General features: G+C 72.5%; 16 protein-coding genes and 2 pseudogenes. 12 read left to right on the top strand and 6 right to left on the bottom strand.

The features are described 5' to 3' along the window. Positions 1 to 316 precede the first annotated feature (316 nt). Positions 317 to 1,171, top strand: coding sequence for a fructosamine kinase family protein (locus tag HDA41_RS39380; RefSeq protein ID WP_184992721.1), 855 nt, complete (start codon positions 317 to 319; stop codon positions 1,169 to 1,171). Between the two features lie 4 nt (positions 1,172 to 1,175). Here the strand turns inward: HDA41_RS39380 and HDA41_RS39375 are convergent, their stop codons facing one another. The 4 genes and pseudogenes from HDA41_RS39375 to HDA41_RS39365 all read right to left on the bottom strand — a co-directional run bounded on the left by HDA41_RS39375 (position 1,176) and on the right by HDA41_RS39365 (position 5,151). Then, entirely contained in the window at positions 1,176 to 2,834 is a 1,659-nt protein-coding gene (locus HDA41_RS39375; protein WP_184992719.1) for a catalase, read from the bottom strand. Between the two features lie 189 nt (positions 2,835 to 3,023). Beyond that, a complete protein-coding gene (locus tag HDA41_RS42945) occupies positions 3,024 to 3,323 on the bottom strand; it encodes a hypothetical protein (RefSeq protein ID WP_376706878.1) in 300 nt (99 codons plus the stop codon). A gap of 67 nt (positions 3,324 to 3,390) precedes the next feature. Further along, positions 3,391 to 3,593: pseudogene (locus tag HDA41_RS42940) on the bottom strand (alkaline phosphatase family protein); the annotation flags it as partial. A 300-nt stretch (positions 3,594 to 3,893) separates the two neighbouring features. Next, positions 3,894 to 5,151, bottom strand: a pseudogene (locus HDA41_RS39365) (hypothetical protein). A 96-nt stretch (positions 5,152 to 5,247) separates the two neighbouring features. Between HDA41_RS39365 and HDA41_RS39360 the strand changes: the two are divergent. Next, entirely contained in the window at positions 5,248 to 5,862 is a 615-nt protein-coding gene (locus HDA41_RS39360) for a hypothetical protein (protein WP_184992717.1), read from the top strand. Between the two features lie 146 nt (positions 5,863 to 6,008). Here the strand turns inward: HDA41_RS39360 and HDA41_RS39355 are convergent, their stop codons facing one another. Further along, positions 6,009 to 6,245, bottom strand: coding sequence for a hypothetical protein (locus tag HDA41_RS39355; protein WP_184992715.1), 237 nt, complete (start codon positions 6,243 to 6,245; stop codon positions 6,009 to 6,011). Positions 6,246 to 6,586: 341 nt separating this feature from the next. Here HDA41_RS39355 and HDA41_RS39350 point away from each other — a divergent pair, with 341 nt between their 5' ends. Genes HDA41_RS39350 through HDA41_RS39325 form a run of 6 tightly spaced genes read left to right on the top strand, consistent with a single transcriptional unit; the run spans position 6,587 to position 11,983 of the window. After that, entirely contained in the window at positions 6,587 to 8,149 is a 1,563-nt protein-coding gene (locus HDA41_RS39350) for an ATP-binding protein (protein WP_184992713.1), read from the top strand. Further along, positions 8,146 to 8,568, top strand: coding sequence for a roadblock/LC7 domain-containing protein (locus tag HDA41_RS39345; RefSeq protein ID WP_184992711.1), 423 nt, complete (start codon positions 8,146 to 8,148; stop codon positions 8,566 to 8,568). Before HDA41_RS39350 ends, HDA41_RS39345 begins: the two co-directional genes overlap by 4 nt. Further along, on the top strand, positions 8,565 to 8,927 hold the full coding sequence (locus tag HDA41_RS39340) for a DUF742 domain-containing protein (protein ID WP_184992709.1): 363 nt from the start codon (positions 8,565 to 8,567) through the stop codon (positions 8,925 to 8,927). The genes HDA41_RS39345 and HDA41_RS39340 overlap by 4 nt, the downstream gene beginning before the upstream one ends. Then, entirely contained in the window at positions 8,899 to 9,525 is a 627-nt protein-coding gene (locus tag HDA41_RS39335) for a GTP-binding protein (protein ID WP_184992707.1), read from the top strand. The genes HDA41_RS39340 and HDA41_RS39335 overlap by 29 nt, the downstream gene beginning before the upstream one ends. Continuing rightward, the gene (locus HDA41_RS39330) at positions 9,522 to 10,760 is read left to right on the top strand and encodes a cytochrome P450 family protein (RefSeq protein ID WP_184992704.1); all 1,239 of its coding nucleotides are present in this window, start codon (positions 9,522 to 9,524) and stop codon (positions 10,758 to 10,760) included. The genes HDA41_RS39335 and HDA41_RS39330 overlap by 4 nt, the downstream gene beginning before the upstream one ends. Continuing rightward, positions 10,757 to 11,983 carry a cytochrome P450 family protein gene (locus tag HDA41_RS39325; protein WP_184992702.1) on the top strand — a complete coding sequence of 409 codons (1,227 nt, stop codon included), beginning with the start codon at positions 10,757 to 10,759 and terminating at the stop codon, positions 11,981 to 11,983. The genes HDA41_RS39330 and HDA41_RS39325 overlap by 4 nt, the downstream gene beginning before the upstream one ends. A gap of 231 nt (positions 11,984 to 12,214) precedes the next feature. Here the strand turns inward: HDA41_RS39325 and HDA41_RS39320 are convergent, their stop codons facing one another. Continuing rightward, complete coding sequence (locus tag HDA41_RS39320; protein WP_184992700.1) at positions 12,215 to 13,708, bottom strand: helix-turn-helix domain-containing protein; 1,494 nt, start codon at positions 13,706 to 13,708, stop codon at positions 12,215 to 12,217. Between the two features lie 165 nt (positions 13,709 to 13,873). Between HDA41_RS39320 and HDA41_RS39315 the strand changes: the two genes are divergently transcribed. The 4 genes from HDA41_RS39315 (at position 13,874) to HDA41_RS39300 (ending at position 17,925) form a co-directional block, all read left to right on the top strand. Continuing rightward, on the top strand, positions 13,874 to 14,494 hold the full coding sequence (locus HDA41_RS39315; RefSeq protein WP_184992698.1) for an L-threonylcarbamoyladenylate synthase: 621 nt from the start codon (positions 13,874 to 13,876) through the stop codon (positions 14,492 to 14,494). A gap of 146 nt (positions 14,495 to 14,640) precedes the next feature. Continuing rightward, positions 14,641 to 15,396, top strand: coding sequence for a dienelactone hydrolase family protein (locus HDA41_RS39310; protein ID WP_184992696.1), 756 nt, complete (start codon positions 14,641 to 14,643; stop codon positions 15,394 to 15,396). Between the two features lie 119 nt (positions 15,397 to 15,515). Then, positions 15,516 to 16,373, top strand: coding sequence for an MHYT domain-containing protein (locus HDA41_RS39305; protein WP_184992694.1), 858 nt, complete (start codon positions 15,516 to 15,518; stop codon positions 16,371 to 16,373). Between the two features lie 46 nt (positions 16,374 to 16,419). After that, positions 16,420 to 17,925, top strand: a complete 1,506-nt coding sequence (locus tag HDA41_RS39300; protein ID WP_184992692.1) for a metallophosphoesterase family protein — start codon at positions 16,420 to 16,422, stop codon at positions 17,923 to 17,925. The last annotated feature ends 66 nt before the right edge of the window (positions 17,926 to 17,991 follow it).

Genomic DNA, 17,991 nt, shown 5'->3' with positions numbered 1-17,991 from the left:
GGTCCCCCGGCGGCGGCCGGTTCTGTCGGAGGCCGGCGGGATTTCACCGTCCCGCGTGATCGGGGCGTGGCGAATGTCCCGGAACCGGGACGGCCGCCGAGTGGCGCGCAACGGCGGTCGGACAGCGGTGCCCGGCGCGCGTTCGCCGTCGGCTGTGTCGCCGGCCTCCGCAGCGTCGCCGTGGCCGCCGCCGACACCGGCGGCCGATACAGCGCCGGGCGACCGTGTTCGCGGGTCCGAGGGCTGAGTGCCAAGCCCACGAGGGCCTGGTCATACCCTGGGCGTCGATCAAGCTCGGAGTCGAGGAGGAGCGCGTATGACCGCCGGTGCGGATGTCGTGGCCCGGCTCACCGGGCGGGCTGTCACCGGGGAACGGCCGCTGTCGGGGGGCCTCGCCGAGGTCACGCTCGACGACGGGCGGGTGGTGATCGTCAAGCGTGCCGACGATCCGGGGGCGGCGCGGGCCGAGGCGGCCGGGCTGCGCTGGCTGGCCGGCACCGGCACGGTGCGGGTGCCGGATGTGCACGGCCACTACGGGAACTGGCTGGTTGTCGACCGGGTCATGGAGGGGCGGCCGAGCCGGGAGGCGGCGGTCCGCTTCGGCCGTGACCTGGCCGCCCTGCACGCCGCCGGGGCGCCCGCGTTCGGCGCGCCGCCTCCGGGCGGACCGGCGGACGCGTACATCGGGCTCGCCCCGATGCGCAACGAGCCCGGCATCGACTGGCCGGGCTGGTACGCCGAGCACCGCGTGCTGCCGTATCTGCGGCGCGCGGTCGGTCAGGGCACCCTCCGGTCCGGGGAAGCGGCCGTCGTGGAACGGCTGTGCGAGCAACTGCCGCAGCTGGCGGGGCCCGCCGAGCCGCCCGCGCGGCTGCACGGCGACCTGTGGAGCGGCAACGTGCTGTGGGGCGCCGACGGGCACGTCCGGCTGATCGACCCGGCCGCGCACGGCGGGCACCGCGAGACCGACCTGGCGATGCTGCGGCTGTTCGGCTGCCCGCACCTGGAGCAGGTGCTGGACGGCTACCAGGAGCAGGCGCCGCTCGCCGGCGGCTGGGCGGACCGCGTCGGCGTGCACCAGCTGTTCCCGCTGCTGGTGCACGCCGTGCTGTTCGGCCGGAGTTACGCCGAACAGGCCCTCGCGGTGGCCCGTGAAGCGCTGGCGAGGTGACCGGTCAGCGGGTCACGACGTGCCGTTCGTCCGGCACACAGTGGGTCATGGTGAGGCCCTCGACGTCGCGCGGCTGGTTCTTGCCCAGGTTGGCCAGGCGCTCGCGGTCCTCGTCCGTGAGGTCCTGGCTCGCCAGCGGCTGCAGACCGGCGACGTCCTCCGGGCCGATGCCCAGTCCCTCGCCGACCCGTAGGCCGAGGTCGTTCTCGACCAGCAGGAAGTGCCAGACCATGCGCTCCTGGATGGGCCGGTCGCACTGGGACAGCAGGTCGATGAAGTTCTTCACCAGGTCGTCGCGCTCCCAGTCCTCCAGGAGCAGGTAGCGCTGGCCTGCCTGCAGGTAGTCGTTGGTGCGCGGGATGCGCTTGCGGGTGAGCCGCCCCTCGATCAGGGGTCCCTGCTCGTCGTGGGTCGGGTACTGGGCCTCGCGCAGGCCGCCGGTGATCGACGGCTCGTAGTTGACCTGCGGGTTCTCACCGCCGCCGTCCACGTGGTACGTCATCTGGCCGTCGCGCTGGTTGGTGCTGACGTCCGCGTTCTTGGCCTGGTTGACGGGCAGTTGCAGGTAGTTGGGGCCGACCCGGTAGCGCTGGGTGTCGCTGTAGGAGAAGGTCCGGCCGACGAGCATCTTGTCGTCGGAGAAGTCCAGGCCGTCGACGAGGACGCCGGTACCGAAGGAGATCTGCTCGTTCTCGGCGAAGAAGTTCTCCGGCATCCGGTCGAGCACCATCCGGCCGACCGGCTTCGGCGGGAAGTCCTGCTCGGGCCAGGTCTTGGTGTCGTCCAGCGGGTCGAAGTCGAGCTCGGGGTGGTCGTGGTCGTCCATCATCTGGACGAGGAGCTCCCACTGCGGGTAGTCACCACGGGCCACCGACTCGTACAGGTCCTTGGTGGCGTGGCCGAGGGAGTCCGCCTGGACGTTCGCCGCGTCCTCCTCGGTCATGCTGCGCACGCCCTGCTTGGGCATCCAGTGGTACTTGACGAGCTTGGTGTCGCCGTCGGCGTTGACCCACTTGTACGTGTTGACGCCGAAACCCTGCATGTGGCGGTAGTCCGCGGGGATGCCGCGCGGGCTGAACAGGTTGACCAGCATGTGCATGGCCTCGGGCGTCTGCGACATGAAGTCGAAGATGCGGTTGGGCTGCTGCTCGAAGGTCACCGGGTCCGGCTTGAGGGCGTGGATGACGTCCGGGAACTTGATGGCGTCGCGGATGAAGAAGACGCCGAGGTTGTTGCCGACCAGGTCCCAGTTGCCGTCCTCCGTGTAGAACTTCACCGCGAAACCACGCGGGTCTCGGGCGGCCTCGGAGGAGTCGCGGCCGCCGATGACGGTCGAGAAGCGGACGGCCACGTCCGTGCGTTTGCCGCGTTCCTGGAAGAGTTTGGCCCGGGTGTAGCGGCTGATCGGCTCGTCGCCCCAGGTGCCGTAGGCCTCGAAGTGGCCGTAGGCGGTGACGCCGCGGGCGTGCACGACGCGCTCGGGGATGCGTTCCCGGTCGAAGTGGCTGATCTTCTCCAGGAACTGGTAGTTCTCCAGCGTGGCGGGGCCGCGGGGGCCGACAGTGCGCTGGTTCTGGTTGTCGTAGACCGGATGGCCCTGGCGGTTGGTGAGGACCTTGCGGTCGTCGCCCGGTGCGGGACCGGTACCGGATACGTCCGTCATGTGCGTGGGCTCCTTCGGCTCGTGGCCGGCGGCCGACCGGGTCGGCGCCGCGAGCGACCGCCCGGCCGGTCCTGGCGGAACGCCCGGGTACCCGGCGGGGCGGGGTCAGTCACGTGCCTCACACGGGTCGGAAGCCCGGCGGCGGTCCTGCCCGGGGGGCCGGTGGGGACAGCACCGCCGCTGTCGTCCTCACACGTGGGGCCGGCGGCCCTTGTCCTGCCGCGGAAACGCTGGTCGGTCGGCTCCGGGCAGCGTCGGCTCGGGCAGGGTCGCGACCTCCTCCTGGGCCCTCCGCAACCGTTCCGCCGTGTCGTCGGGCAGACGGGGCGGGCGCGGCCGGGCGTGCGAGAAGCGGAACGCGGACATCAGATCGCCGAAGGCCGCCCGCCGCCAGTCGCTGACGTTGGGCTCCTCGACGCCGGTGAACCGCTCCAGGAACTGGAGGGCGGAGGTGTGGTCGAAGGGCTCGGAGGCGACCCAGCCGCCCACGGTCCCCGGTCCACGGCGAGGCGATGACGGCGGGGACCCGGAAGCCACCGCCGGTCGGCAGTCCCTGGACGAACTCGTCCGGGGTGCCGGCGGGCGGGGTCGGCGGGACCACGTGGTCGAACAGGCCGTCGTTCTCATCGTGGTTGAGGACGAGGCGGTCTTGCGCCGCCCCTTGGGGTTCGACGCGATCGCCTCGATCTTCGACGCCACGAAATCGGCGCCCGCGGCCGGCAGGTGGTCCGGGTGCTCGGACTGGTAGCCGGTCGGCATGATCCACGACACCGCCGGGGTCGATCGACCCGGTCATCCGCATCAGACGGTTCGGCCAGGTCGGGCCCATCACCGAGCAGAGGCATTCCGGAGGCCCGGCCGGCCCGGTTCGCACCGGGCCGTCGGTCACTCTCCGCCCGGCACCGCCGGGCTTGTCAGGGGCAGTCGGTGAACAAGTGGCCAATGCGCGGGGCGTGGCTGGCCAAGACCTGACCGGCCATGTCTCCGCGTTTCCAGGGCGTTGCCCGGCCTTGGGGGAGGCAGGGGCAGTGCGTGAACCGGGGCACGGTCAGGGGCGGGTCACGCGTGCCGCCCCTCGCACACGGACCAGACGTCCGCGAGGAGGGCCGGGTGGTTCTCGCCGTACGTGACGACGGCCGCGAACACCGCGTCGAGAGCCGCCTGGAGCGGGTCGGGTTCGGCGGCGCCGGTCACCGCGGGGAGGGCCATGTGCGGCTGCGACATCCGCAGGGACGGGTCCGGTCGGCCCATGGTGAACGCAGCGACGCACGGAGCGGAGCCGGAGGCCGACGATGTCGCCACGGCTGCCGCCGGGCCCACCACGGCCCCTGCCGCCTCCTGGGGCTGCGGCATGGAGACGCCCGGGGTCGCGGGCGGCCGGAAGGGTGGGCGCTCCGGCGGGACGGCCCGGCCGACGGTCCTGTCCGGGACCCGCGGGTCGGTGGCCAGGGTCTGCCACATGCGGGCGTCGTCGTCGAAGGGCGGCGGCAGTGGACGGCCGCGCGTCGGCGACCCAGTCGAGGGCGGCGAGACCGGCCGCTTCACACGCCCGGCGGGCCGCGAACGCGGCCACCGCGCGCTGCGTGGCGGGGCCGGAGGCGCCGATGGCGTGGACCAGGGCGGGGTCGAATTCGAGCACGCCGCGGACATTGCCGCCGACTTCGCGCAGGGCCTGGCTCGGTGGCCGCCCGCCCCAATCCCATCGCTCGAAGGCGAGCCGGTGTTCCCGTTCCGCCGTCTCCTGCGCGAGGCGGGCCTGGCGTTCGGCTTCGGCGCGTTCGGCCGGTGTGGGAGGCGGCGGCAGTTCGCGGGCGTAGCGATGCCAGCGGTCGGCGATCCGGGAAGTCTGCTTCAGGACCCGGTCCGGCTCGGGCGGGGCAGGCCAGAACTGCAGCAGGTAGCGGTCCAGTTGGGGTTCGCCGTCCATCCGCGTGTCCCGCTCGCTCGCCTGGTCCATGCCCTTGGCGCAGTACCGCACCCGGTAGTCGGTCTCCTCCAGGTCGAGCTGCCAGGAATCCTCCCCTGCCCACTCCACGAGCGCGCTGTCCTCCGACACCGGACGGAAGGACACCTCCACCACGTCCTCCCAGGCCGGATCCAGCGGTGGGGCCTGCTCGTGCACCTCGACCGTGAAGCCCACCTCGCCGGTGTGCAGGCCGGTGCTCAGCCACAGGGCGCCCGGTGTCGCCGCCCCGCACAGTCCCGCACGCTGCCCGGCGAACGCTTCCGCGAGGCCCGGCCCGAAGCTGTCCGGATCCGTCTCGACGTAGATCTGGCCGTAGTGCACATGGACCTCTCCCTCGACCGGCCTGCGCACGATCAGCTCCTTCTCGTCCGGGGATGGAATGGTGAGCTGTCGGCATCGTGGCACCCGCCACTGACAACCAGAGCGCCATCACGGGAGAGCGGAAGCATGCGGCACGTCTACTGGATCGGGGGCGGGAGCGGTGCGGGCAAGTCGACGATCGCCCGCCGGCTCGCCGAGCGGCACGGCTGGCGTCTCTACGGGACCGACGATGTGATGGGCGATCACGCCCGCCGGACCACGCCCGAGGAGGCCCCGCTGTTGCACGAGTTCATGGCCATGGACATGGACGAGCGCTGGGTGAACCGGCCTCCGGAGACCATGCTCGAGACGTTCCACTGGTTTCGCGGCGAGGGCTTCCAGCTGATCGTCGAGGACCTGCTGCGCATGCCGCGCGATACGTGCGTCGTCGTCGAGGGTTTCCGGCTGCTGCCGCACCTCGTGCAGCCCCTGCTCACCGAGCCCGGGCACGCGGTCTGGCTCCTGCCCACACCGGAGTTCCGGCAGACCGCGCTCACGAGCCGGGCCACGCCGGGAGGGGGTTTCACGGGCAGGACCAGCGACCCGGAGCGGGCGGACCGCAACATCGCCGCACGGGACCACCTGTTCACGGAACGCCTCCGCGAGGAGACCGCACGCCTCCGGCTGCCCGCCGTCACCGTCGATCTGACGATGTCGGAGGACGAACTCGCCGAGCGGGTGAGCGGAGTCTTCCGGCTCTGACCTCGTGAAGGTCTGACCTCGTGAAGGAAGGCAGGGTTCACGCCGGCGGAGCCGGGTCGGCCCGGGTGGTTCCGCCGTCCGGAGACGAGAAAAGGGCCCGGGCCCCGCCGACGGCGGTGTCCGGGCCGTGTGACCCCGGTGGGGCCTCAGCCTTCGTTGAGGCGTGCGCGCAGGAGGCTCTTGCCCAGTTCGGCACCCTTGCGGCTGTCCGCCTGGGCCTTGCGGAACAGGTCCGCGACCTCGGTGTCCTTGGCGCGCTCCGCGTCCTGGATGTAGCTCTCCAGACGCAGGGCGTTGTTCAGGCACGCCTCGACGTACCAGATCAGGTTGTAGTCCTTGTCCTGCGTACCGGTCACGCCGCCGGTCTCCGTCTCGCTGGTCATTCGGACCTCCTTCTTGCGGAGCGAACCTCTTTCAGGCGCCGGACGGGTACCCGTCCGGCGGGCGGACACACACCCGACCTCATCACTTTCGGTGATCAACTGATCACGCCCTCTCAGGGCGGGCCGCCGACCGGCCGGTCAGACCCGCACGCACCACCAACTCCCCTCCCCTGTACGGCAATCCCGACAGTTGCCACAGAAGCGAACAGACACCGGTCACTTTCCGAACGAAGTGCCGCTCCACCGTGCGAGATCGGTCGATGACGGTGTGTACTGTCTGCGGGTGGCTCGTCAGAGCACCTCGGACTCCGCCCTGCCCGACTCCCCCTGGACTCGACTCGATGATCGAATTACCGGACCTGGTCGTCGGCGGTCTCGCCGTCGGCACACTGTCCGCGTTCGCCCTCGGCGGCGGGCTGCTGCGCTCACGACGGCAACTGGCCGCGCAGCGCGCCAAGACCGCCGCACTGCGCGCGCAACTCGACGGCACCACACGGGCGTTCACGGCCGAGGTCGAGCACCTGGCGGCGCGGCGTGTGCCCGCCGCCGCCCGGCAGGTCGCCCATCCCCACGTCGCCGTGCCCGGCCCGCTCGGCCCGCAGCTCGCCGGTTCGCCCCTGGGTCTCGCGCTGGAGCAGGTGCTGAAGGGGCTGCAGGCCGAACTCGCCGCGCAGCGCACCCGGATCGACGCCGCCGCGCAGGCCGGGATGCGCGGGGCCACGCGGGAGATCCAGGCGGCGCTGTACCGGCTGCAGGACGCCCTGCGCGGTCTGCAACAGCGCTACGACGACCCCGAGTTGGCGCAGACCCTGTTCGAGCTGGACCACGAGAACGAGCAGTCGCTGCGGCGCGCGCAGATCGCCGCGGTGGTGTGCGGGGCCTGGGTGGGGCTGGCCCGGGAGGAGTCCCATCTGGTGGACGCGGTGACGGGCGGTCAGGCCCGGCTCGCGGGCTACCAGCGCGTCCGGGTCCACAACCACCTCGAGGCGGGCACCGCCCTGGTGTCCCACGCCGTCGAGCCGGTCGCCATCATCGTCGCCGAACTCCTCGACAACGCGCTGCGGCACTCCGCGCCCGACACCGACGTCGTGGTCAACCTGGAGGCCGTCCGCCACGGTGTCTGTGTCACCGTGGACGACGCCGGGCTGGGCATGACGCAGGACGAACGGGCCCGTGCCCAGCGGATGGTGGCCGGTTCCGAACCGATCCTGCTCACCGAGCTCGGCGACCCGCCGCGCATGGGACTCGCCGCCATCGGCCAGCTGACCCGGCAGTTCGATCTGAGCGTGGACCTGTCCTCCCCGTCCCCGTACGGCGGAGTGCGGGCGGTGCTGCGGGTCGACAGTCACCTGCTGACCCGCGTCGATCCCGCCGCACTGCCTCCGGCGGCCAGCGCCCCGCGCTCGACGCGCAGGGCGGAGCGAGCCGTTCCGCCCCTCGCTGACGGCGCTGCCCGTGCCTCCGAGCCGGCCCCGGCCACCGCGTCCGACGGCTCCGAGCCGGCCACCGCGTCCCGGAAGCCCGAGCCGCCGTCCACCACCGCCGACGATCACGGCTACGGCACAGACCAGGACGACCACGCCTCCGCCCCGGCCCCCGGCCACCACGGCCCCCGTGACAGCGGCGGCCTCCCCCAGCGGCGCCGCCGCAGCCGGGCCACGCCCCCGACGGACGCCCCGGCCCCCGCACCCGCACCACAGCGCCGGCCCCGGCGCCCCGAGGAGTCCGCCGCCGCCCTCGGCGCCCTCCAGTCCGGCACGGCGGCCGCACGATGTGCCGCCCGGCCGAACACCGGAGCCGTTCCAGCCGTATCTGATGATGCCCCGGCCACGACCACGGCCGACGGAGCGACCGACGACACCGGCCGAGGCCGGAACGACCACGAGGGAGGAACGGCTCGATGACCAGCCGCGCGACGGGGGACACGGCCTGGGTGCTCGAACCGGTCCTGGAGGTGCCGCACGTCGTGGCCGCCGTCCTGCTCACCCGGGACGGGTTCGTGACGGGTTACACCGACGCGCTGTCGCAGCCGTCGGCCGAGCGGGTCGCCGCCATCACCAGCACCGTGCAGGGTGCCTGCCGTACCGCGGCCGCGGCGTTCGCCGACACCGACCGGGCCGACATCCGGCAGGTCGTCATCGAGTCGGACCACGGCTACGTGCTCATCGTGCCGACGGACCACGGCACCTGCGTGGCCGCGTACGGCGATCCCGAGGTACGCCTGGACCTGCTCGCGCACCGGGTGCACTCGCAGGTGGCGCGGCTGGGTGAGAAGGCGATGGCGGCCGGGCCCCGAGGTGCCGACGGCGACACGACGGCATGACCGGCCGCCGAGGCGGCCGTCCCCTGGTTCCCGCGTATCTGTCGACCGGCGGGGTGGCCCGGCCCAGCCGTGCCCATCTGGAGCGGCTGTCGGTCCTCACCGGCAGTGGCGAGCCGGCCCCGGCCGATCTGCCCGCCGCGCAGGCGGCCCTGCTGGAGGAACTGGAGCACGGGTCACTGACGGTGGTGGAGGCCGCGGCCCTGCTGCGGCTGCCCGTCTCCGCCGTGCTGGTGCTGGCCGCCGACCTCATCGACCGCGACCTGGTGCTGGCCCGCCCGCCGATCCCGCCCGCCCGGCGCTTCGACCCCGACCTGCTGAAGAGAGTGGCCGATGGCCTCCGCGACCTCAAGCACCGTTGACACCGGCGCCGACGGCGACGGCATCCATCTCCCGGACACCGCCCGCGACCTGGTGAAGATCCTGGTCACGGGGCCGTTCGGGGTGGGCAAGACGACCCTGATCGGCTCCGTCTCGGAGATCCGCCCGCTGCACACGGAGGAGCAGCTCACCGAGGCGTCCGCGCGGGTCGACGATCTCGCCGGGGTCCGGGACAAGTCGACCACCACGGTCGCCATCGACTTCGGCCGGATCAGCCTGCCGGGCGGGATCGTGCTGTACCTGTTCGGCACGCCCGGCCAGGAGCGGTTCCGGTCGCTGTGGGACGACATCGCCCACGGGGCGCTCGGCGCGCTCGTACTGGTCGACGCCCGCCGGATCGATGCCTCGTTCGACGTGCTCGGGCTGGTGGAGGAGACCGGGCTGCCGTACGCGGTCGCCTTCAACACCTTCCCGGACGCACCCCGCCACCACACGCCCGAGCAGTTGCGCGCTGCCCTCGACCTGGACCCGACGACCCCGATCGTCACCTGCGACGCGCGGGAGGCGGACTCCTCGATCGACTCCCTGCTCGCCCTGGTCCAGCACCTGATCGACCACCGACCCGCGGAGCACCGGTGACCCACCCGTCCCCTGCCGAGCAGGCCTTCTCCCTCGCGGCGCCCGTCCGCCTGTGGGAGGACGGCTTCGCCCGCGACCCCCACCCGTACTACGCCGCCCTGGGCGCCCAGGGGCCGGTCGGCTGGGCGGAACTCGCGCCCGGTGTGCCGGCGTACGTCGTCACGGACCGACGGGCCGCGCTGGATCTGCTGCACGACACGAAGACGTTCTCGCACGATCCCCGGCCGTGGGAGGCGACCGTCCCCGACGACTCCCCCGTGCTCGGGATGATGCGCTGGCGGCCCAACACCCTGTTCGCCGACGGTGCCGCGCACCTGCGCTACCGCACCACGCTGATCGACGCCTTCGACCTGGTGGAGCCGCACGACCTGCGGGCCCGGGTGCACCAGGCGGTACATCTGCTGGTGAGCCGGATCGGACCGCGGGGCGAGGCCGACCTGGTCGGCGAGTTCACCAGGCCGTTGATGGCGCTGGTGTTCAACAGCCTGTTCGGGCTGCCGGACAGTGCGAGCGACCGGCTCGACGCCGCGCTCGCCAAGCTGATCGAGGGCGGCGCGCAGGCGGCGGACGGCGAGGCGGAGTACGCCGGGTACGTGCTGGAGCTGATCGCGGCCAAGACCGAGCGGCGCGGCGACGACCTGCCGAGCTGGCTGCTGGACCATCCGGCGGGGCTGACCCCCGAGGAGGTCACCTGGCAGGTGTTCCTCACGCTCGGCGCGGGCCACGAGCCGACGGCCAACCTGGTGTCCAACGCGCTGTCCAGGATCCTCGGCAACCCGGACTACTACTCGACGCTCACCAGCGGCGCCCGCCCGGTGACGGACGCGGTGCTGGAGGTGCTGCACCACGAGACGCCGCTCGCCAACTACGGCATCCACTACGCCCGCACACCCGTCACCTTCCACGGCGTGTGGATCAGGGCCGCGGTGCCGGTGGTGATCTCCTACGGGGCGCTGGCGCAGGCCGGCGAGCAGGAGCGCGGCGCGGACCGGCACCCGGGCGACGCCTCCCATCTGTCCTGGTCGGCGGGCCCGCACGCCTGCCCGGTCAAGCAGCACACGCTGCTCATCGCCACCGAGGCGATCGAACGGCTCACCCAGTGGCTGCCCGACCTGGAACCCGTGCTGCCCCGCGAGCGTCTCACCTGGCGGCCCGGCCCGTTCCACCGCTCGCTGAGGGCGCTGCCCGTCCGTTTCACTCCCCGCTCCCCCGATCAGCCAGGAGGACGACCGTGACCGTGACCGACCGCATCGCTCTCGACCCGTTGGGCGCCGACATCGCCGCCGAGAGCGCCCGGCTGCGCGCCCTCGGCCCGATCGTGCCCGTGGAGCTGCCCGGCGGGATCCCCGCCTGGGCGCCCACGCGCTACGACACGCTGAAGGAACTCGTCCTCGACCCGCGGGTCAGCAAGGACCCGCGGCTGCACTGGCGGTTGTGGCCCGAGATCGGCGAACATCCGTCCTGGGGCTGGATCCTGGGCTGGGTGGGCGTGGTCAACATGCTCTCCGCCTACGGCGCGGACCACACGCGGCTGCGCAAGCTGGTGGCGCCCAGCTTCACGCACCGCCGCACCGAGGCGATGCGGCCCCGGGTGGAGGCGATCACCGCGGAGCTGCTGGACGCGCTCGACTCCGCAGACAGCGAGGTCGTGGACCTCAGGAAGGGGTTCGCCCATCCGCTGCCGATGCGCATCATCTGCGAACTGTTCGGCGTGCCGGACGAGTTGTGGGAGGACACCGGCCGGCTCGTCGCGGCCATCGTGGACACCTCCGACACGAGCCCGGAGCACGCGGCGTCCGTGCAGCAGCAGATCGGCACGGTGCTGCCCGCGCTGATCGCGCACAAGGCCGCGCACCCCGGTGACGACATGACCACCGAGCTGATCCGGGTCCGGGACGAGGACGGCGACCGGCTCAGCGACGAGGAGCTGCTGTACACGCTGCTGCTGGTCATCGGGGCCGGCTTCGAGACCACCGTCAACCTGATAGGCAACGCGGCCGTCGCCCTGCTCCGCCGCCCCGAACAGCTCGCCGCCGTACGGTCCGGGGAGATCGGCTGGGACGCCGTCGTCAACGAGACGCTGCGCGCGCACCCGTCGATCGCCGCGCTGCCGCTCCGGTTCGCCGTCACCGACCTCACCGTCGGCGACGTCACCATCCCGGCCGGTGACGCCATCATCACGACGTACGCCGCCGCGGGGTTCGACCCCGAGCACTACGGGCCGGACGCCGACGTCTTCGACGCCGCACGCGTTGCCGACGACCATCTGGCGTTCGGGATCGGGGTCCACCGCTGCATCGGGGCGCCCCTGGCCCGTCTGGAGGCGCTGACCGCGCTGCCGGCGCTGTTCGACCGGTTCCCCGGCCTGAGCCTGGCCGCCGGTGACGAGGGCCTGCGGCAGGTGCCGTCCTTCATCGCCTTGGGCTGGCAGGAGATCCCGGTGCGGCTGCGGGGCTGAGGCGACAGCGGGGACGCCGCCTCACAAGGCGGCTCGCGGGAGCGCGACCGGTCCCCCGTTCCGGTCGGGCCCCCGCGGCTCGTCGAACCTACGTCCATGGCAGAGGCCTTGTGAATCGCGTCGATGCCCGTTGCACGCTCAACAGGGCTCACCTGTGCACAGCTGAGTCCGAATGGCCCGGTTTCGTCCCGCCCTGGCCCGGCCAACCGGTTGCCCCGGAGGCAAGACGGGTCAGTCGTGGCGGTGGAGAACCGGCAGGTCGAGGTCGCCGACGGCCAGATGGGCCAGCACGACCTCGTACAGGTCGGTCCCCGCGGCGAGGAGCTGGCGTTCCAGGACGGGTTCGGTGCTGCGGACGTGCTCGCGCACGGTCTGCGCGTGTATGCCCAGGGCCTGCGCGGCCCGTTCGGCGTTGCCGCCGGCGGAGATCCAGGTGCGCAGCGTCCGGCGCGGGTTCCTGGAGCCCTGGTCCAGGCGGCCCAGCAGGTCCTGTGCCCAGGTGCGTACGGCGGGCCCGGACAGCAGGTCGGAGAGCCGGAGTGCGGAGTCCGCGGTGTCGTGGGTGAACTGGGCGTCGGACAGGCCGATCTGGGTGTTCAGCGCCAGGTGGACGACGGCCCGGACGGTGAGGTCGGCGAAGTCGGTGCCGAGCAGGGCCTCCACGCGCTCCATGCGGGCGCGGACCGTGTTGCGGCTGACGCCGAGGACCTTCGCGGCGTTGACGGCGGTGAACTCCAGGCCGAGACGGGTGGTGGCGAGGAGTTCGGCGCGGGTGTGGTGCGGCAGGGTGTCGAGCGGACGCAGCACCCGGGCCGTCCAGCCGCGCAGCCCTTCCGGATCCATGAGGCGTTCGGGGTGGGTGCGCTCGGCGTAGACGGCGGTCTTGTCGGACCGGAAGTGGGCGACGGCGAGCGCGCTGACAGCCTGTCCGTAGGCGGTGGCGGTCCGGGCGAGGCTCTGCCGGACGCTGCCGCCGAGGAAGAGGTCCGGGTGCCGGCCGACCAGTGACCGCAGGGCCTCATCCGTGGTGTCGCGGAGGCTGACGACGATCACGTGCCCTTCCATGGCCGGGCAGCGCACGACCAGGGCGTCCTCCCTGGTGCTGTCCAGGCACTCCTCGGCGATCCGGTCGCGTACGGCGGGGTCGGACTCGACGACGTACACGCACGCCGTGTCGGCGTCGAGCAGCCCGGGCCAGAGCCCGGCGGCGACACGACGGGCGGCGATGGTGTCCTCGACCATCAGCAGTTGCAGGATCGCCAGGCGCAGGTCGGAGGTGGCCCGCCGGAGCCGGTGTCCGGCCGCGGTCGACTCGCGCGCGGCCAGCAGCAGCTCGATCACCTGGGCGGTGCGCGTGACGACGTCGGCGGCCCGGCGGTCGAAGGGACTGTCGCGGGAGACGGCCAGGACGCAGGTGTGGGACGGGGGTTCCACCCTGACCAGGCGCAGGTGGCGCTCCTGGCTCTCCCAGGCCGCGGAGGCGATCCGGCCGGCGGTGATGTCCGTGACGAGGTCCTCGTCCAGCGGGAGCCGGGTTCCGGCCATGAGGTTCCCGGCGGCGTCCTGAAGGGCCACGGACCCGCGCACGGCACCGGACAGCCAGCTCACGACCCGGCGCACGTCGCGCCCCGCCGGGCGCAGGTGCTCGAGCAGTTCCTCCGCCCACGCCGGACCCGGCCCGGCCGGCGTCTCCCGCTGCCGGTTCCCGTCCTCTCGGCCAGCCACCTCGGCCTTCCCCTCGCTCCTCGCACCGCCTCCGGCGCACCGGTCGGGGACGTTACCTCACCCGTCCCGCGCCCTCACCCCGGGCGAGCCCGCCCCGCTGCCCGCCCGCGGGCCCGACACCCCACCCTGCGCCACGCCGCCGCGCGGGCGGCATAAGCTCGGCGGATGGCGAAGTACTACGACGTGCACCCCGACAACCCCCAGCCCCGCACCATCGGCCAGATCGCCGACAGCATCCGTGCGGACGCTCTTGTCGCGTACCCCACGGACTCCTGTTACGCACTGGGCTGCCGCCTGGGCAGCCGTGACGGCATCGAGCGGATCCGGGCGATCCGCAAGCTGGACGACCGGCACCACTTCACCCTCGTGTGCCAGGACTTCGCGCAGCTCGGCCAGTTCGTGCGGATCGACAACGACGTGTTCCGCGCGATCAAGGCCTCGACGCCCGGCAGCTACACGTTCATCCTGCCCGCGACGAAGGAGGTGCCGCGCATGCTCCAGCACCCCAAGAAGAAGACCGTCGGCGTGCGGATCCCCGACCACGTCGTCACCCAGGCCCTGCTCGCCGAGCTCGGTGAGCCCCTGCTGTCCAGCACCCTGCTGCTGCCCGGCGAGGAGGAGCCGATGACGCAGGGCTGGGAGATCAAGGACCTGCTCGACCACGTGCTGGACGGGGTGGTCGACTCCGGCGACTGCGGCACCGAGCCGACGACGGTGATCGACTTCTCCGGCGGTGAGGCCGAGATCGTACGGCACGGAGCGGGCGACATCTCACGGTTCGAGTAAAGGGCGCGCCAAGGGGCGTTCACGGTTGCCCCGGGTGCCGGGGGTGGGCGAAATGCCCCGGGAAGCGGCGTGTCACGATGCCCCTGACCCGCCCGGTCACGCGGACGGGTTCCTGGCCGACACCCCCGCAGAGAGGCAGCCCAGCCATGACCGCCGTACAGGGAACCGCTGTCGACATCCCCACCGAGGACGGCACCGCCGACGCGTATCTGGCACATCCCGCCGACGGGGCCGCCCGCCCGGCGGTCCTGCTCTACATGGACGCCTTCGGACTGCGCCCCCGGCTGCGGTCGATGGCCGACCGGCTGGCCGGTGAGGGCTACACGGTGCTGGTACCCAACGTGTTCTACCGGCACGGCCGGGCCCCGCTGTTCGAGCTGCCCGAGTTCATCGACCCGGGGGCGCGTCCGGAGATATTCGAGCGCATCATGCCGGTCATGCAGGCGCTGACGGCCGAGTTGGCGATGCGGGACGCCGGTGCCTATCTGCGCTGGCTGGCCGAGTCGCCCGCGGTGGCCGACGGGCCGGTCGCGGTGACCGGCTACTGCATGGGGGCGCGTCTGTCGCTGCTCACGGCCGGGACCTACCCGGAGCGGGTCGCGGCCGCGGCCGGCTTCCACGGCGGGCGGCTGGCGACGGACACGCCGGACAGCCCGCACCTGGTGGCCGGGAAGGTCACCGCCGAGCTGTACTTCGGCCACGCCGACCAGGACCCCTCGCTGCCCCGGGAGCAGATCGAGCGCCTGGAGGAGGCCCTGACCGCTGCGGGCGTCCGCCACCGGTGCGAGGTGTACCCGGGCGCGCCCCACGGTTTCACGCAGGCCGACACGGCGTCGTACCACAAGGAGGGCGACGAGCGGCACTGGTCGGCTCTGCTCGACCTGCTGAAGCGCACATTCTGACCTCAATCGACTCCCGGCGAACAGAAGTTGTCGTCCTACCGAAGGTAAGGGGTTGCTTTCCCACGATCCCTGCGCGTAGACCTTGCGGAAACCAGCCATAACTCGGGGGGAGTTGACTCATGGACGGCACGGTCGACGGGTTCCGCTACGGTGCGGTGACCCCGGTGGCGGCGTATCTGATGGCCTGTCTGGGAGGGGCGCTGGGGCTGCGGTGCATCGTGCGCTCGCTGCTCGACACGCGGTCGTGGAAGCCCGGCTGGCTGGCATTAGGCGCCGCCTCCATCGGGTGCGGCATCTGGACGATGCACTTCATCGCCATGACCGGCTTCCACGTGGAGGAGACCAGGATCCGTTACGACGCGTCCACGACGGTGCTCAGTCTCGTCGTGGCCGTCGCCGTCGTGGGCATCGGCGTGTTCATCGTCGGCTACCGCGGCACGGGCGGGGTCACCCTGGCGGTCGCGGGTGTCGTCACCGGACTGGGGGTGGCGGCCATGCACTACCTGGGCATGGCCGCGATGCGGCTGCACGGCGACATCGGCTACGACCCGGTCGGCGTCGCACTGTCCGTACTGATCGCCATCGCCGCCGCGACCGCCGCGCTCTGGGCGGCCGTCACGATCCGCGGCTTCCTGACGAGCCTCGGGGCGAGCCTGGTGATGGGCGTGGCGGTGTCCGGGATGCACTACACGGGCATGGCCGCCGTCAGCATCCACGTGCACGACGCGACCGGCGGGACGTGGGAGGGCGACTCGCCCATGTCCCTGCTGCTGCCGATGCTGCTGGGGCCGGTCGTCTTCCTGCTGCTGGCCGGGGTCGTGGTCATGTTCGACCCACTGCTGGTACACGGCGAGCGGGCCGGGAACCGGAAGCCCGCCCCTCAGCCGGGCGCCTCCACCGGGGTGAGGACCGCCAACTCCATTCCGGCGCCGCGCACTTCGTGGCACGACACAAACTCGCGCACCCGCGGCCGGTGAACGACCCGCCTGCGGGCGGCTCGTAGATCGTTGTTACGGTGCAGCGGTGTCCGACTCCTCACGCGATACCGCCGAAGGCGCCGGCTGGGGTGCCGGCGAACGCGGCGCGTACCAGCAGTTGATGCCGCCGAAGGCCGAGAAGATCTCCTGGCTGGACCCGAAGATGCTGTGGGCCGCCCGCAACGGCGTGCTGGCCTCCTGGTTCGGGGACCCGACCGGCCGTACCCGCGGCCGGTGGGTGGCCCAGCGCTCGGCGGCCGGCGCACCGGCCGGCAAGGTGATCCGGCGCGACGACCCGGACCGGTTCTCCTTCCTCGTCATCGGCGACACCGGCGAGGGCGACGATCCCCAGTACGCCGTCGTACCGGGCTTGCTGAAGACCGGTCAGGACACCAGCTTCGCCGTGCTGGCCAGTGACGTGATCTACCCGGTGGGCAGCGCGGACGACTACGCCACCAAGTTCTTCCGGCCGTACCGGGACTACCAGGCGCCGATCTACGCGATACCCGGCAACCACGACTGGTACGAGGACCTCGGCGGCTTCATGCGCGTCTTCTGCGACGACGCCCCGCCGCTGCCGCCCGAACCCCGGCCGCGCCCCCTGACCCGCGCCTGGCTGCGGTCCCTGCTGTGGCACCGGCCGCGCCCCGACGACGGTCGAGGCCTCGCCGAGGCCCGCACGTTGCGCTCGGCGCCCGCCCAGCAGGCCGTCCAGCCGGGCCCGTACTGGGCGATCGACGCGGGACCCGTGCGGATCGTGGGCATCGACACGGGCCTGCTGGGCACCGTCGACGCCGAGCAGGGCGCCTGGCTGCGCGAGGTCTCCCAGGGGCCCCGTCCGAAGATCCTGGTCACCGGATCGCCCCTGTATGTGGACGGCAGACACGAGCCGTGCGCCATCGAAGGGGGCGGCACCGTCGACGGCATCGTCCGCGACCCGGCGCACCACTACGTGGCGGCGATCGGCGGCGACATCCACAACTACCAGCGCTACCCGGTCCGGCTGGACGACGGACGCATCCTCCAGTACGTGGTCGCGGGCGGCGGCGGGGCGTTCATGCACGCCACTCACACCATCCCCCGGGTCGACGTCGCGAACGTGACCGAACGGGACTTCCGCTGCTATCCGCTGCGCGGCGACTCCCTCGCCTTCTACAGCCGGCTCTACGGCCGCCGGCTGCGCATGCCCCGCTTCTTCACGCTCACCGAGGCGGAGGCGTCGGCCGTGATCGCCGAGCGCCTGGGCATCCCGCCGACCCGTGTCCCGGGCGCGGCCACCCGCGTCACCCGGCGCGTCCGGCTGGTCGCCGGGCTGCTCGGCACCGGCCGCCGGCCCGACCGGGCCAAGCGGTTCCGGCTGCCCGTGCGCAAGATCTACACGTCGCTGTTCTCGCCGAGCTCGGCGACCTACAGCCCGCCGTTCTTCAAGTGCTTCCTGCGCCTGGACGTCTCCCCGGAGGCGATCCGGCTGCGCTGCTTCGCGGCCACCGGCAACCGCGCCCAGGAACTCGCCCCGCCGGTCGAGGACGAGGTGACGATCCCGCTGCGCTGACCCGGTGTGATCCCATTGCGCTGCCCCGGTGCGGCGGGAACAGTGCGGGCCGCTGCCGGGTTGGCA

Source organism: Streptomyces caelestis (genome assembly GCF_014205255.1).
Taxonomy (GTDB): domain Bacteria; phylum Actinomycetota; class Actinomycetes; order Streptomycetales; family Streptomycetaceae; genus Streptomyces; species Streptomyces caelestis.
This window is presented reverse-complemented; position numbering and strand designations above follow the sequence as displayed.